Here is a 15622-nt window from a genome sequence, read left to right as displayed (position 1 = left end):
TTTCGACGATGCGTTTCGCAACCTGAACGAGGCAATTCCGTGCCGATTGTACATTCCACGCCGGGGCCGCTCGCCCGTTCCGCCATGGCCTATGTGCTGGCCGGCGGCCGCGGCAGCCGGCTGCACGAGCTGTGCGACAACCGCGCCAAGCCGGCGGTCTATTTCGGCGGCAAGTCCCGGATCATCGACTTCACGCTGTCCAACGCCCTCAACTCGGGCATCCGCCGCATCGCGGTGGCGACCCAGTACAAGGCGCACAGCCTGATCCGCCACATGCAGCGCGGCTGGAACTTCTTCCGCCCCGAGCGGAACGAGAGCTTCGACATCCTGCCGGCGAGCCAGCGCATCGCCGGCGCGAGCTGGTATGCCGGCACGGCCGATGCCGTCTACCAGAACCTCGACATCATCGAGAGCTACAATCCCGAGTTCATCGTCCTACTCGCCGGCGACCACATCTACAAGATGGACTACGAGCCGATGCTCCAGCAGCACGTGGAGCAGAAGGCCGACATCACCATCGCGACCATCGAGGTGCCGCTCAAACAGGCGATCCATTTCGGCGTCGTGCATGTCGACGAGAACGACGTCGTCGTCGACTTCGTCGAGAAACCGCCGAAGCCGCCGCACATGCCGGGCAACCCGGATCTGGCGCTCGCCAGCATGGGCATCTACGTCTTCAACACCAAGTTCCTGATCGACCAGGTGCGCCGCGACGCCCAGGACCCGCACTCGACGCACGACTTCGGCAAGGACATTGTCCCGTATCTGGTCAAGTACGGGAAGGCGGTGGCGCATCCGTTCTCGCGCTCCTGCGTGCGCTCGCGCGAGGAGGCCGCCGTCTACTGGCGCGACGTCGGCACCATCGGGGCCTACTGGGAGGCCAATATCGACCTCACCGCCGTGGTGCCGCAGCTCGACCTGTTCGACCACAACTGGCCGATCTGGACCTATGCCGAGATCACCCCGCCCGCCAAGTTCGTCCACGACGAGCAGGGCCGCCGCGGCACCGCGATCGCCTCGCTGGTCGCCGGCGGCTGCATCGTCTCCGGCGCCTCGATCCGCCGCTCGTTGGTCGGCACCGGGGCGCGCGTGCACTCCTACGCCTTCGTCGAGAACTCGGTGATCCTGCCGCAGGTCGACATCGGACGCGGCGCGCGGCTGCGCAACGTGGTGATCGACAAGGGCACCGTGATCCCGCCGAAGCTCGTGGTCGGCGAGGATCCGGACGTCGACGCCGACAGGTTCCGCCGCACCGAGGACGGGATCTGTCTGATCACCCAGCAGATGATCGATCGGTTGTGATCGCAGCGACGCCGATCCACGTCCTGTCCGTCGTCTCCGAGATTTTCCCTTTCGTGAAGACCGGGGGTCTCGCGGACGTCGCCGGCGCGCTGCCGGCGGCGCTCGCCCCCGAGAGCGTCCGCACCGTCACGCTGATCCCCGGCTATCCGGACGTGATGGCGGCGCTGCGCGACGCGAGCCCGATCCTCGCCGTCGACGACCTGTTCGGCGGCCCGGCCCGCCTCCTCCACGGCCGCGCCAAGCACCTCGAGCTGATCGTCATCGACGCGCCGCATCTCTACGACCGGCCCGGCAACCCCTACGTCTCGGCGGACGGCCGCGACTGGCCCGACAACGCGATCCGGTTCGGGGCGCTCGGCCTGATGGCGGCGCGGCTCGGCGCCGGCGAGGTGCCGGCCTTCCGGCCCGACGTGCTGCACGCCCACGACTGGCAGGCCGGGCTCTCGGCCGCCTATCTGCGCTACCGGTTCGAGCGCCGGCCCCGCACCGTGATGACGGTGCACAACCTCGCCTTCCAGGGCCTGTTCCCGGCCTCGCTCCTGTCCGCCCTGGCGCTGCCGCCGGCGGCGTTCTCGATCAACGGGGTCGAGTTCCACGGCGAGATCGGATTCCTGAAAGCCGGGCTGGCGCTCTCCGACTGGATCACCACGGTGTCGCCGACCTACGCGGCCGAGATCCGCACCCGCGAGTTCGGCATGGGTCTCGACGGGCTCCTGCGCGGCCGCACCGAGCGGCTCTCCGGCATCCTCAACGGCATCGACGACACGGTGTGGAACCCGGCCCGCGATCCGCTGATCGCCGCCAATTTCGACGCCCGCCGCATCGCCCCGCGCATCGCCAACAAGGCGGTGCTGAAGAAGCGCATGGGGCTCGCCACCGACGACGCGCTCTTGTTCGGCGTGGTCAGCCGGCTGACCTGGCAGAAGGGCCTCGACATGCTGGTCGAGGTGCTGCCGACCCTGCTCGCCACCGGCTCGCAGCTCGTCGTGCTCGGCTCCGGCGAGCGCAACCTGCAGCAGGCGTTCCTCGACGCCGCCCGCATCCATCCCGGCCGCGTCGCCTGCGTGATCGGCTACGACGAGGAGCTCGCCCATCTGATCCAGGCCGGCGCGGACGCCCTCCTGATGCCGTCGCGCTACGAGCCGTGCGGCCTGTCGCAGATGTGCGCGCTGCGCTACGGCACCGTGCCGGTGGTCAGCCATGTCGGCGGGCTCGCCGACACGGTGATCGACTGCAACGACATGGCGATCGCCGAAGGCGTCGGCACCGGCATCCAGTTCCGTCCGACCATCGGCATGCTGGAGGCGGCGGTCCTGCGCGCCACCGCGCTCTGGCGCAACGGCAAGGTCTGGCGCCGCGTCCAGCGCAACGCCATGCGGGCCGACGTCTCCTGGCGTCGCTCCGCCCGCCGCTACGCCACCCTCTACCGCACCCTGATGGCCGAGCGGCGAAAGTAGGCCGCACGACATCCGCTGGACCTACAGCCGCCTCGGGTCGCGAGGTCGACGGCGGCTGCCCGCCGTTCCGCCACCCTCTACCGGGGCCTGATGGCCGAGCGGCGACGGTAGGCGCCTTGCCCCGCCGGGAGCGCATGGGCGCCGTGCCGGAGCGGCCATGCGCAGACGCTTCACACTCGGGCAATGGTTCTGGCGTATAAGCGGACAGCCTGGACTGAGCACACGACGTCGACTGGTTTTCGCGATCCGATCCCCGCACGCGCTCGAAGAGGTCGGCCATGGGGGCCGATGCCGACAGGCGCGCCACGGGATCCCGTCCGATGCAAGACCTCGGCCTCACCCTCTTCAATGTCGTCGCCTCCAACCCGCTGCCCGCCGGCGCGGTCCTCGGCTCCTCCCTGCTGACGCTGCTCGCCTTCGTCTATCCGCGGTCGGGACTGAACTGAGGGCGCCGCTCGTCGCCGCTGTTCTCTTATTGTTCTTGCCGCACGACCTTGCCCCTGCTACCCTGGCGCGCAATCCGGGTTCTGGGGCGGCGGCATGGTGCAGCGGGTGACGACCGTGGCGTTCGAGGGCATCGAGGCGCGCGCCGTCGACGTCCAGGTCCAGGTCGCGCCCGGCTTGCCGGCCTTCAACGTCGTGGGCCTGCCCGACAAGGCCGTCTCCGAGGCGCGTGAAAGGGTGCGGGCGGCGCTGGTCGCGTCCGGGCTGGCGCTGCCGGCGCGGCGCATCACCGTCAACCTCGCCCCGGCCGACCTGCCCAAGGAGGGCAGCCATTACGATCTTCCCATCGCGCTCGGCCTGATGGGCGCCATCGGGGCGATCCCCCCGGACGCGCTCGACGGCTGCACGGTCTTGGGCGAGCTCGGGCTCGACGGCTCGATCGCCCCGGTCGCCGGCGTGCTGCCGACCGCGATCGCCGCCAACGCGCGCGGCGACGCGCTGATCTGCCCGGCCGCCTGCGGCCCGGAGGCCGCCTGGGCGAGCCCCGACATGGCGATCGTCGCGGCCGGCTCGCTGATCCAATTGGCCAATCACTTCAAGGGCACGCAGGTGCTGTCGCGGCCGCAGCCGCGGATCCGCGCGGCGTCGGGCGCGCTGCCCGACCTCGCCGACATCAAGGGCCAGGAGAGCGCCAAGCGGGCCCTGGAGATCGCTGCGGCCGGCGGCCACAACATGCTGATGATCGGCCCGCCGGGCGCCGGCAAGTCGATGCTGGCGGCGCGGCTGCCGTCGATCCTGCCGCCGCTGTCGCCGGTCGAGCTCCTGGAGGTGTCGATGATCGCGTCCGTCGCGGGCGAGATCCGCGACGGGGCGTTGAGCGACCGGCGGCCGTTCCGCAGCCCGCACCACTCCGCCTCGATGCCGGCCCTGGTCGGCGGCGGCCTGAAGGCGCGGCCCGGCGAGATCTCGCTCGCCCACAACGGCGTCCTGTTCCTCGACGAGCTGCCGGAATTCGAGCCGCGGGTGCTCGAGTCGCTGCGCCAGCCGCTGGAGACCGGCGAGGTGGCGATCGCCCGGGTCAACCACCGGGTCACCTACCCGGCCCGCTTCATGCTGGTCGCCGCCATGAACCCGTGCAAGTGCGGCCGCGCCAGCGAGCCCGGCTTCGCCTGCCGGCGCGGCCCGATCGCCCGCTGCACGGCCGAGTATCAGGGCCGCCTCTCCGGGCCGCTGCTCGACCGCATCGACCTGCATGTCGACATCGCCGCGGTGAGCGCCGCCGACCTCGTGCTGCCGCCGGCCGCCGAGGGCAGCGCCGCGGTCGCGGCCCGGGTGGCGCAGGCGCGCGACCTGCAGGCGCGCCGCTACGAGGCGCTCGGCTTCCCGCATGTGCGCACCAATGCGCAGGCGCAGGGCGGCCTCCTGGAGGAGGTCGCGACCCCCGACAAGGCCGGGCTCGCCCTGATCCGCGAGGCCGCCGACGCGATGCGGCTCTCGGCCCGCGGCTATCACCGGGTGCTGCGGGTCGCCCGCACGCTCGCCGACCTCGCCGGAGCCGAGCGGGTCGGCCGCGTCCATGTCGCCGAGGCGCTCGCCTACCGGACCCGCCTCGACGAGGTGCGCCGCGCCGCCTGACGCGCGGGATGACGCGACCGTGGGGTGATCACCGCCCCCGCGCGGGGCTGCGCGCGCGACTGCGGCCGAGCGGCCTGCGACGGAGACGTCGCTCGGCCCGGCGCACTAATCGCCCGATTCGACTAGGTCGACTCCTCACCCGTTCGGGCTGCAACAGGCGTATTGACCGCCATCCCTGGTTTAATCGAATCTTTTCGCTTCCCTGCCAGAATGATCGATCGGGGCAGGGACGTCGGGGACGCAGAATGCTGGACCGCAGCGAGCCGAACTCATCGCAGGCCGAGGCCGAGCCGAACGCCGCCGCCGGACCGCCCATACCGTCGCTGCTGGTGATCGACGACGACACCGTCCATCGCATGATCATCGGCCGGGTGGCGCAGCGGGCCGGCTACGAGGTGGTCGAGGCGGCGTCCTACGAGCAGGCCGTCGCGCTGCTGGAGCAGCGCGCCTACACGCTGATCAGCCTCGACCTGACGCTCGGCGGCCACGGCGGCGCCGAGGTGCTGCACGCCGTCGCCGCCATGGACCTGAAGACCCCGATCGTCATCGTGTCGAGCTCCAACGAGACGATCCGGCGCGAGACCGCCGCGATGGCGAACCTGCTCAGCCTCAACGTCTGCCGCACGCTGCCGAAGCCCGTCGATCTGGCCCAGCTCCGTGCGCTCCTCGTGGAGATCCGCCAGCGCGACGCCGTCGGCCTCGGGCCGGCCGGCTGGTCGGCGTGAGCGCGCCGAACCAGAGCTCGAGCGATCGGAGCGGCCGGGCCGCGACGCGCGGCGGCGGCCCGATCAGGATCTCGCGTCCCTATGCCGGCCTGATCGCCGGCGCCGTGTTCATGATCGCGACCATCGCCGGCATGAACGCGCTGGTGCTCGGCAATCTGCGCGAGAGCGCGCTGGCCGCCGCCGAGCAGTCGCTCGCCCAGCGCAGCGCCATCATGGCCGAGCAGGCCGACCGCGCGCTGCAGTCGGTCGACCTGATCCTCAGCGCGCTGCTCGAGCACGTCCCCGACGCGGTGTCGAACGACCGGGCCGAGTTCGTCCGGCGCCTGTCCGGCCTGCAGACCCACGCGGTGCTGCGCGACAAGGCGACGGTGGTGCCGCAGCTCGAGGCGCTGTCGCTGTTCGACAGCGGCGGAACCCTGGTGAGCTTCTCGCGCTTCTGGCCGACTCCGGCCGTGTCGATCGCCGACCGCGCGCACTTCCTGCGTCTGCAGACCGAGCGCCTCTCGCACTCGATCGTCGGCGCCCCGGTGCGGAGCCGCGTCACCGGCGATTGGCTGGTCGGCCTGCACCGCCGGCTCGACGCCTACGACGGCAGCTTCATGGGCATCATGTCGGCGTCCCTGTCGCTCGACCATTTCGAGTCGCTCTATCGCGCCGTGTCGCTCTCGGAGCACGACTCGATGTCGTTGATGACTCGCGAGGGCGTGCTGCTGATGCGGCATCCGCGCGTGCCGCTGATCGGCAAGACCTTCGCGATCCGCGACGGCGGCGAGCGGGCCTACACGGAGCGGCTCGTCAGTCCGCTCGACGGACAGGAGCGGGTCGTCGCGGTGCGGCCGCTGAAGAGCTATCCGCTGGTGATGGTCGCGACCACCACCAAGGCCCACGCGCTCGCCGCCTGGCACGCCGTGGTGCGGCTGTCGGTGTTCCTCTCGGTGATCGGCGCCGTGATCGTCGTCGTCGCGGCGCTGTCGATCGCGCTGTGGTGGAGCGAGCAGACGCGCGCCGTGAAGGCCCGCACCGACCACATGGCGGCCGAGAATGCCCGCGCTCGCGCCGAGGCCGAGCTGATGCGCGAGCGCGAGAAAACGGCCGAGGCGGCGAACCGGGCGAAGTCGGAATTCCTGGCCACCATGAGCCACGAGATCCGCACGCCCATGAACGCCCTGCTGGGGCTCGCCACGACCCTCATGGAGAGCGACCTCGACGCCGAGCAGCGCGTCTGCGTCACCGCGCTGCACGACGCCGGCGACAATCTCCTGCGCATCCTCAACGACATCCTCGACTTCTCCAAGCTCGAGGCCGGCAAGCTGGAGTTCGAGGCGATTCCGTTCTCGCCGGCCGCCCTGGTCGACAACGCGGTCAGCATCGTCGGCAAGCGCGCCGCCGACCGCGGGCTCGTGATTCACACCGCGATCGCGCCCGACCTGCCGGCGGCGCTGATCGGCGACGCCGGGCGTCTCCGCCAGGTTCTGCTGAACCTGTTGTCCAATGCCGTGAAGTTCACGTGCCGGGGCGAGATCCGCGTCGCCGTGCGCCGCCTCGCCTGCGACGCCGACCGGTGCGAGGTCGAGTGGATCGTCGCCGACACCGGCATGGGCATCGCGGCCGACCGCATCCCGATCCTGTTCAACAAGTTCACCCAGGCCGATCCGTCGATCAACCGCCGCTTCGGCGGCACCGGGCTCGGGCTCGCGATCTGCAAGCACATCGTCGACCAGATGGGCGGAACCATCGGGGTCGAGTCGACCGAGGGTGTCGGCACCACGTTCCGGGTCCGCCTGGCGCTCGCCTGGTCCGACACCTTCGTCGGCGAGCCGCGCGGCGACGATGCCGGCGTGGTCGACGCCTTCCGGACCCGCCTCGCCGGGCTCGGGCGGCCGCTGCGCCTGCTGATCGCCGAGGACAACCCGACCAACCAGCTCGTCGCCGTGAAGATGCTCAAGGAGTTCGGCATCGTGCCGCGGCTCGTCGCCGACGGCGCCGAGGCGGTGGCGGCTGTGGCGGAGACCCGCTTCGACGTCGTGCTGATGGACGTGCGAATGCCGCAGATGGACGGTCTCGAGGCGACGCGGACGATCAGGGCGCGGGGCGGCCCGAACGACGCCGTGCCGATCGTCGCCATCACGGCCAACGCCTATCCCGAGGACATCAAGATCTGTCGCGCCACCGGCATGACGGGCTTCGTCGCCAAGCCGCTGCGCAAGCAGGCCTTGATCGAGGAGCTGCTCGCCGTCGTCGACCATCTGGAGGCCGAGCCTCGAGGACGGACCGAGCCGCGGGGGGCCGGCGCCGCGGTTCCGCTGCCGACGGCGCCCTCGACGGTCGCCGGTCCGGGCGGCGGCCCGGCCCGCGCGACGGCCGGCGCGATGCGCGGCCACGATCCCGAGCAGGCGATCGACCGCGACATGCTCGCCATGCTGGCCGAGGAGATCGGCGAGGATGGCCTTTCACTTGCCGTCCAGGTGTTTCTGCGCGAGTCGGATGCCCGGCTCGCGCGGATGAGCGACCTGTGCCCCGAGCTCGCCCGCGACACCATCGGGGTCGAGGCGCACACGCTCAAGGGTGCGGCCGCCACCCTGGGCGCCGTGGTGCTGGCGGCGCTGGCGGCCGAGCTCGAGGCGGCCGCCGCGACCATCACGACGGAGGACTACCGGGTCCAGGTCGCCCGGCTCGACGCCGCGCTCGCGCACGCCCGTACGCATCTGGTCGCCCTCGCCGCGGCGGCCTGACGGCGCGCCGTTTCGCCGGGGTCGCCGGGGCCGGTCGGCCGCGACAAGAGTTAGGCAACATTCCGGTGCTATCCCGAAGGACGGCCGCAGCCGGGATTCGGCCCGCCGCGCGCCGCCGTGACGGCGCGAGGCGCGCCAGGGGCGAAAGGCGCGCAGGCGCGCCAGGAGCGAAGGCGCGGATGAACGACTGGCTCGAACGATCCGCCCGCCCCGCCGCCGTGATGCTCGGCGCGATGTCGATCCTGCTCGGCCTTCTGCTCGGCGTCCTTCTGATGCGGACCGAGGCGGCCGCGACGGCGCGCCTCTTCGTCGGCATCGCCATCGCAGCGGCGATCATCGCCGCCGCGGCCCTGGCCCTGCTTCTGCACGACAATCGGCGGCTGCGCCGCGACCTCGACCGGCGCGACGCACGGATCGAGGCGCTTGCCGACCGCGAATGGGAGCTGACCGACGCCGAGGAGCAGGCGCGTGCCGAGCTGATCGCCGTGCGCCAAGAAGCCGAGGCCGCCGGCCGCGCCAAGAACCGCTTTCTCGCCACCGTCTCGCACGAGATCCGCACGCCGCTGAACGGCATTCTGGGGATGTCCGAGCTGTTGCTCGACACGCCGCTCACGCCGGCTCAAGCCACCTATGCGGAGGCGGTGCGCACCTCCGGCCGCGCCCTCCTGACCCTGATCGAGGACATTCTCGACTTCGCCAAGATCGAGTCGGGCCGCATCACCGTGACGGCGCGGCCGTTCGGTCTTGCCGCCATGGTCGAGTCGGTGGTCGAGCTGCTCGCCCCGCGCGCCCACGAGAAGAACATCGAGATCGCCGCCTTCGTGGATCCGGCGTTGGCGGCCGAGGTGGTCGGCGACGACGCGCGGCTGCGCCAGGTGCTGCTCAACCTCGTCGGCAACGCCGTGAAGTTCACGCCGGCCGGCAGCGTCACGGTGACGGCCGCGCCGGGACCGCGGGCCGGGACCGTGATCATCGCCGTGCAGGACACCGGCATCGGCATCGCCCCGGACGCGCAGGAGCGCATTTTCGGGGAGTTCGAGCAGGCCGAGGACGGCGCCGACCGCCGCTTCGGCGGCACCGGGCTCGGCCTCGCCATCACGCGCCGAATCGTGGCGCGGCTCGACGGCACCATCACGGTCGACAGCGCGCCCGGCGCCGGCGCGACGTTTCGCGTCACGCTGCCGCTGCCGGCGGCCGACGGCGCCGCACCGACCACCGCGGCGCCCGACCTGTCCGGACGCGGCGTGCTGGTCGTCGCCACTGACCCCTGCGGCGTCGCGGCCCTGGTGCGCCAGCTCGACGCCTGGGGCGCCCGCACCGCCGTGGCCACGCCGGACGCGGCCGCCGACGCCCTGGCCCGCGAGGCCTGCGACACCGTGCTGGTCGACCGCAGCATCGGGACGACGGCCGCCGCCGCGCTGGTCCCGGAGCTGCGCGCGGCGTCACGGCGCCTCGTGATGCTGCGTCCCTCGGAGCGCGGCGAGCTGCCGGGCTTCGAGGCCGCCGGCTTCACAGATTATCTGATCAAGCCGGTGCGGGCCGCCTCGCTGGCCGTGCGGCTCGGCGCCGCCGCCGAGCCGGCCCAAGGCGCCGCACCTGTGCCGACGCCCGACGCCCCGTCGGCCGAGGCCGACGCTCATGGATCATCACGGGCCGTGCTGGTCGCCGAGGACAATCCGATCAACGCGCTCCTGGTGCGGGCCCTGTTGGAGCGGCTCGGCCATCGCGTCACCGTCACGTCCGACGGCCTCGCGGCCGTGGCGGCGTGGCAGCAGGCGGCCACCGACGGCAGTCCCTACGACGTGATTCTGATGGACCTGCACATGCCCGGCCTCGACGGCCTCTCGGCGACGCGGCAGATCCGCGCGCACGAAGCCGAGCAAGGCCGTCCCGCAGCCCTGATCGCGGCGCTCACGGCCGACGCCTCGCCGGCCGATCCCGCGGCCTACACGGCCGCCGGGCTCGACGCCGTGCTGGTCAAGCCGCTCGACCGCGATCGGCTGGAGGCGGTCCTCGCCCACGGCCGAACCGGCGCCGTGCTGGCGGCCTGAAACGCCGCCGACGCTGGTCGCCCGAGACGGCGAGACGGCTCTCGCCCGCCCGCTCCGATCGTCGGACCGGTGCTTGGACCGCAGCCCTGCCGCGGCGCGATGCGACCGTGTAGACTCGCGACATCGAAACGCGGCCGCGTCATAAATCCGTGGTCGCCGCGGCTTATGTGACGATGATCGGCCGGGTGCCGCGAATCGCGTCGTTCGCCCGAGTCCGACTGATTGATTTCGGGAGCCGTCGATGCCCGCGTCGTTGCGCGAGACTCCTCCGAAACGCCTGTTCGGCCTGGCCGGCCTGCCGCGCCCCGGCGCCGGCGTCCCCAAGCTCGCCGCGCTGAAGGCCTATGGCGGCCTGCGCGTCTCCGATCCCCGGCTCACCCGCAGCGACGAGACGCTCGGCCGCATCGGCGCGCTCGAGGTCCGGCTCGCCCACCGGGCCGCCGAGATCCGCCGCGCCCAGCGCCTGCGCTTCGACGTGTTCTATCAGGAGATGTCGGCGGTCGCCGACGCCACGACGATGCTGGCGCGGCGCGACGTCGACCCTTACGACGCGCTGTGTGATCATCTCCTGGTGCTCGATCACGACAAGCCGACCCGCCACGGCCCGGCCGTCGTCGGCACCTATCGGCTGCTGCGTCAGGAGATCGCCGAGCGCCGCGGCGGCTTCTACACGGCCGGCGAGTTCGACATCGCGCCGCTGATCGCGCGGCACCGCGGCCTGAAGTTCCTCGAGCTCGGCCGCTCCTGCGTGCTGCCGCCGTATCGCAACAAGCGCACCGTCGAGCTGCTGTGGCACGGCATCTGGACCTATGTGCTGCGGCACAAGGTCGACGTGATGCTCGGTTGCGCCAGCCTGGAGGGCACCGACCCGGACGCGCTGGCGCTGCCGCTGTCGTTCCTGCACCACTACGCCCCGGCCCCGGAGGCGTGGCGAGCCCGCGCGCTGGCGCGCCGCTACGTGCCGCTCGACCGGATGGCGAAGGAGAGCGTCGACCCCAAGGCCGCCCTGCACGCGCTGCCGCCGCTGGTGAAGGGCTATCTGAGAATCGGCGCCGTGATCGGCGACGGCGCCGTGATCGACCGCCAGTTCGGCACGACGGACATTCTCGTGATCCTGCCGGTGAGCCTGATCAACACCCGCTACATCGGCCATTTCGGCGCCAGCGCCGAACGCCACGCGGCGTGAGTTCAGGCGTGAGCTGATTCGATCACAACTCGGTCATTCCGGGGCGCGGCAAAGCCGCGAGCCCGGAATCCAGCACCGACGACCAGCGCTTGTGGCTGGATTCCGGGTCCGGCGCTTCGCGCCGTCCCGGAATGACGCCGCAGAATCACAACCGCCGCAGCGCGACCTCGGCGATGCGGTGCGTCTCGCTCTTCTTCAGGATCAGGTCGGCGCGCTGGCGGGTCGGCAGGATGTTCTCCTGCAGGTTCACCAGATTGATGCGCGTCCAGATGTCGGTCGCCATGGCGACCGCCTCGTCGTCGGTCAGCTGCGAGTAGCGCCGGAAATAGGACTTCGGGTCGCGGAACGCGGTGCCGCGCAGCGCCAAAAACCGCTTCACGTACCAGTGGTGCAGCACGTCCTCGTCGGCGTCGATATAGACCGAGAAGTCGAAGAAGTCCGACACGAACGGGATCGCCTTGCCGTCCTTGGGCGGGCGGCCGGTCTGCAGCACGTTGACGCCCTCGACGATCAGGATGTCGGGGCGGTCGATCTCGATCCACTCGTTGGGCACCACGTCGTAGACGAGATGCGAGTAGACGGGCGCCCGCACCGGTCGGCGGCCCGCCTTGATGTGGGAGAGGAAGCGCAGGAGCGCCGGCAGGTCGTAGCTCTCCGGAAAGCCCTTCTTGTCCATCAGGCCTTCCTGCTGCAGCACCGCGTTGGGGAACAGGAAGCCGTCGGTGGTGACGAGATCGACCTTCGGCACGTTGGTCCAGCGCGCCAGCAGCGCCTGCAGGACGCGCGCCGTCGTCGACTTGCCGGCCGCCACCGACCCGGCGACGCCGATCACGTAGGGCACCTTGGCGTCGCCCGTGTTAAGGAAGCGCTGCTGCGCCCGGAACAGCTTCTGGGTCGCGGCGACATAGAGGGACAGGAGGCGCGAGAGCGGGAGATAGATCTCCTCGATCTCGGCGATGTCGAGCCGGTCGTGCACCGAGCGCAGCCTGATCACCTCGGCCGGCTCCAGCGTCATCGGCGTGTCCTCGCGCAGCGCCGCCCACTCGTCGCGGGAGAACACCCGGTAGGGCGAGAGCTGGGTACCGGAGCGGGGAACGACGAGCTGATCCATCGGGTCAGGCATCCTTCCGTGAGGCCTTTTCGTCGAGTCCGGATTGCGCCGTACGGGATTTCAGCAGGGCCTCGACTTCGGCAATCGAAATGTCACGCGCCTTCAACAGGACCAGCAGATGGTACAGGAGATCGGCCGCCTCGGCGACGACGCGATCGCGGGTCTCCCCTGCGCCGGCCAGCACCACCTCGATCGCCTCCTCGCCCATCTTCTTGGCGCAGTGGGCGGCGCCCTTGTCGAGCAGCGTCTTGGTGTAGGAGGTCTCGGCAGTCGCCGAGGCGCGCGACGCGATGATCGCCTCGAGGTCGTGCAGCGTGAAGGCGCTCATGGTCGTCGGGTCCGTCGGAAGGGGTAAATTCGCGAGTTTTTTCAGGGATCGAGGCGCATCGGCAGGCCGGCCGCGGCCATGTGGGCCTTGGCCTCCCGAATCGTGAACGTGCCGAAATGGAAGATCGAGGCGGCCAGCACCGCGGTCGCGTGGCCGTCGCGGATGCCCTCGACCAGGTGATCGAGGGTGCCGACGCCGCCCGAGGCGATCACCGGCACCGGCACGGCGTCGGCGATGGCGCGGGTCAGCGCGATGTCGAAGCCCGACTTGGTGCCGTCACGGTCCATCGAGGTGAGCAGGATTTCTCCTGCGCCGAGCGCGACGACCTCTTTCGCATACAGGACCGCGTCGATCCCGGTCGGCTTGCGGCCGCCATGGGTGAAGATCTCCCAAGCGTCCGGCGCGTCAGGCAGCGCCGTGCCCGGCCCCGCGACGCGCTTGGCGTCGATCGCCACCACGATGCACTGGTTGCCGAACTTCTCGGCCGCCTCGGCGACGAACTGGCGATTGTTCACCGCGGCCGTGTTGATCGACACCTTGTCGGCGCCCGACTGCAGGAGCGCCCGGATGTCGTCGACGGTGCGCACGCCGCCGCCCACCGTCAGCGGCATGAAGCACGCTTCCGCCGTGCGCCGCACCACGTCGAGGATGGTGCCGCGGTTCTCGTGGCTCGCCGTGATGTCGAGGAAGCACAGCTCGTCGGCGCCCGCGGCGTCGTAGGCGATCGCCGCCTGCACGGGATCGCCGGCATCGACCAGATCGACGAAGTTGACGCCCTTGACGACACGGCCGTCCTTGACGTCGAGGCAGGGAATGACGCGGACCTTGAACATGATACGATGTGGCCGTTCGTTGGGCGCGCGATGTCAGAGTTCAGCGATTTCGTGATCTACGCCGACGAGAGCGGCGACCACAGCCTCGTCAAGATCGACGAAGCCTATCCGGTGTTTGTTCTGTGCCTGTGCGTGTTCGAGAAGACCACGTACCTTCGCCGGATCGTGCCGGCCGTGCATGCCCTGAAATTCAAGTGGTTCGGGCACGACACCGTGATCCTGCACGAGCGGGAGATCCGCAAGAAGCTCCCGCCCTTCGCGTTCCTGAACGTGCCGGAGCGGAACCAAGCCTTCCTGGCCGATCTCAACACGCTCCTGGCCGGCGCACGAGTCTGGATGATCGCGACCGTCGTCGACAAGCGCCGGCTCAAGCACGAGGATCTGTTCGCGGAGAACCCGTATCACCTCGCCTTGTCGTTCTGCATCGAGCGGGCCTTCGAGTTCGTGAGCCGGCACGACTCGGCGACCAAGACGCTCCACTTCGTCTTCGAGCGCCGCGGTGATCGGGAGGACAAGGCGCTCGAGCTGGAGTTTCGGCGGATCGGCGGCGGCGAGAACGTCTTCCAGCGAAAGCTGCCGAACTTCGAGATCGTCTTCCTCGACAAGAAGGCCAACGCGGCCGGCATGCAGATCGCCGATCTCACGGCCCGGCCGATCGGCCTGAAGGTCCTGCGCCCCACCCAGCCCAACCGCGCCTTCGACATCATCGCGAAAAAGCTGGTCCGTGGCCGCGGGGATCGGCCGGGGCTGGGCCGCATCCGAATCTTTCCGTGACGCCTCCACTGCGGTCGGCCTTTCGATCGGCGGGCGCTCGAAAAGCGAATGGCCCCGGATCACTCCGAGGCCAAGCGCCGACCGGGAACCCCCAATCCATTTGCTTCGAATATAAGCGAGGTTCCCGCTCGAATCAATGGCGGCATCACGAACCTTGTTCAGAATCAATCGCTTGCGTCCCGCACGCGAGAACGCTTCGGAGCTATCGCCGATCCGCCCCGGAGTCACGACACCGCCCCCGCGCTCTTCAAAAGCGCCAGCGCCTTGCGGGCGTCGAGGCGGCCGTCGTAGAGGGCGCGGCCGGCGATCGCGCCGGCGAGCTTTTTTGCGCGCGGCTCGATCAGCTTCTCGATGTCGCCGATCGAGGCGAGGCCGCCCGAGGCGATGACCGGAATCGAGATCGCCTCGGCGAGCGCGATGGTGCCGTCGAGATCGAGGCCGGTCAGCATGCCGTCGCGGCTGATCTCGGTGTAGACGATTGCCGCGACGCCGGCGTCCTCGAAGCGACGGGCGAGATCGAGCGCCGGCAGGTCCGAAACCTCGGCCCAGCCCTCGACCGCGACGCGGCCGCCGCGCGCATCGAGCCCGACCGCGACACGGCCCGGGAACGCCCTGGCCGCGGTCTTCACCAGCTCGGGGTCGCGCACCGCCGCGGTGCCGATGATCACCCGGGTGATGCCCTTCTCCAGCCAGCCCTCGACGGTCGCGAGATTGCGGATGCCGCCGCCGAGCTGCACCGGGATCGACACCAGCTCGAGGATCCGCTCGACCGCCGCGGCGTTCACGGGCTTGCCCGCGAAGGCGCCGTCGAGATCGACAATGTGCAGATACGGGAACCCGATCTCCTCGAACTGGCGCGCCTGCTCGGCGGGATCGCGGTTGAAGATGGTGGCGCGCGCCATGTCGCCCTGCTCCAGGCGCACGGCGAGGCCGTCCTTCAAATCGATGGCGGGAAACAGGATCACGGGCGGACTCCGCTGCGGTCTTCACCTCTCCCCGCGCGCGGGGAGAGGTCGACGTTCGCGCGATCAGCGCGGACGTCGG

13 protein-coding genes are annotated in these 15622 nt (G+C 70.6%); 9 read left to right on the top strand and 4 right to left on the bottom strand.

From position 1 onward, the window contains the following. Positions 1–84: 84 nt before the first annotated feature. The 8 genes from glgC (at position 85) to ABTU92_RS13155 (ending at position 11532) form a co-directional block, all read left to right on the top strand. Positions 85–1302 (top strand): glucose-1-phosphate adenylyltransferase, encoded by a 1218-nt coding sequence (gene glgC / locus ABTU92_RS13190; RefSeq protein WP_408091438.1) that lies wholly within the window; start codon positions 85–87, stop codon positions 1300–1302. Next, positions 1302–2759 carry a glycogen synthase GlgA gene (glgA, locus tag ABTU92_RS13185; protein ID WP_408091436.1) on the top strand — a complete coding sequence of 486 codons (1458 nt, stop codon included), beginning with the start codon at positions 1302–1304 and terminating at the stop codon, positions 2757–2759. Before glgC ends, glgA begins: the two co-directional genes overlap by 1 nt. A 320-nt stretch (positions 2760–3079) precedes the next feature. Further along, a complete protein-coding gene (locus ABTU92_RS13180) occupies positions 3080–3205 on the top strand; it encodes a hypothetical protein (RefSeq protein WP_274611490.1) in 126 nt (41 codons plus the stop codon). A gap of 94 nt (positions 3206–3299) precedes the next feature. After that, positions 3300–4838, top strand: a complete 1539-nt coding sequence (locus tag ABTU92_RS13175) for a YifB family Mg chelatase-like AAA ATPase (protein ID WP_408091297.1) — start codon at positions 3300–3302, stop codon at positions 4836–4838. Between the two features lie 245 nt (positions 4839–5083). After that, entirely contained in the window at positions 5084–5563 is a 480-nt protein-coding gene (locus ABTU92_RS13170; protein ID WP_170145722.1) for a response regulator, read from the top strand. Beyond that, positions 5560–8295, top strand: a complete 2736-nt coding sequence (locus ABTU92_RS13165) for an ATP-binding protein (RefSeq protein ID WP_408091295.1) — start codon at positions 5560–5562, stop codon at positions 8293–8295. The genes ABTU92_RS13170 and ABTU92_RS13165 overlap by 4 nt, the downstream gene beginning before the upstream one ends. A 179-nt stretch (positions 8296–8474) precedes the next feature. Next, entirely contained in the window at positions 8475–10346 is a 1872-nt protein-coding gene (locus ABTU92_RS13160; RefSeq protein ID WP_408091293.1) for an ATP-binding protein, read from the top strand. Positions 10347–10587: 241 nt separating this feature from the next. Then, a complete protein-coding gene (locus tag ABTU92_RS13155) occupies positions 10588–11532 on the top strand; it encodes a GNAT family N-acetyltransferase (RefSeq protein ID WP_408091291.1) in 945 nt (314 codons plus the stop codon). Positions 11533–11677: 145 nt separating this feature from the next. Here ABTU92_RS13155 and coaA read toward each other — a convergent pair whose 3' ends face one another. From coaA to hisF, 3 genes are read right to left on the bottom strand one after another with little or no spacing between them, the layout of a single operon-like run. Beyond that, positions 11678–12643, bottom strand: coding sequence for a type I pantothenate kinase (gene coaA, locus ABTU92_RS13150; RefSeq protein WP_408091289.1), 966 nt, complete (start codon positions 12641–12643; stop codon positions 11678–11680). A 4-nt stretch (positions 12644–12647) separates the two neighbouring features. Further along, on the bottom strand, positions 12648–12971 hold the full coding sequence (locus tag ABTU92_RS13145) for a phosphoribosyl-ATP diphosphatase (RefSeq protein ID WP_408091287.1): 324 nt from the start codon (positions 12969–12971) through the stop codon (positions 12648–12650). 41 nt (positions 12972–13012) lie between these two features. Continuing rightward, a complete protein-coding gene (hisF, locus tag ABTU92_RS13140; protein WP_408091285.1) occupies positions 13013–13804 on the bottom strand; it encodes an imidazole glycerol phosphate synthase subunit HisF in 792 nt (263 codons plus the stop codon). A gap of 30 nt (positions 13805–13834) precedes the next feature. Between hisF and ABTU92_RS13135 the strand changes: the two genes are divergently transcribed. Next, positions 13835–14578, top strand: a complete 744-nt coding sequence (locus tag ABTU92_RS13135; protein ID WP_408091283.1) for a DUF3800 domain-containing protein — start codon at positions 13835–13837, stop codon at positions 14576–14578. Positions 14579–14802: 224 nt separating this feature from the next. Here the strand turns inward: ABTU92_RS13135 and hisA are convergent, their stop codons facing one another. Continuing rightward, positions 14803–15543 carry a 1-(5-phosphoribosyl)-5-[(5-phosphoribosylamino)methylideneamino]imidazole-4-carboxamide isomerase gene (gene hisA, locus ABTU92_RS13130; RefSeq protein ID WP_408091281.1) on the bottom strand — a complete coding sequence of 247 codons (741 nt, stop codon included), beginning with the start codon at positions 15541–15543 and terminating at the stop codon, positions 14803–14805. Between the last annotated feature and the right edge of the window lie 79 nt (positions 15544–15622).

Source organism: Rhodoplanes sp. SY1 (assembly GCF_046000175.1).
Classification (GTDB): Bacteria; Pseudomonadota; Alphaproteobacteria; order Rhizobiales; family Xanthobacteraceae; genus Rhodoplanes.
Note: the sequence above shows the minus strand (reverse complement) of the source record. Positions and strands in the feature narration are given on the sequence as shown.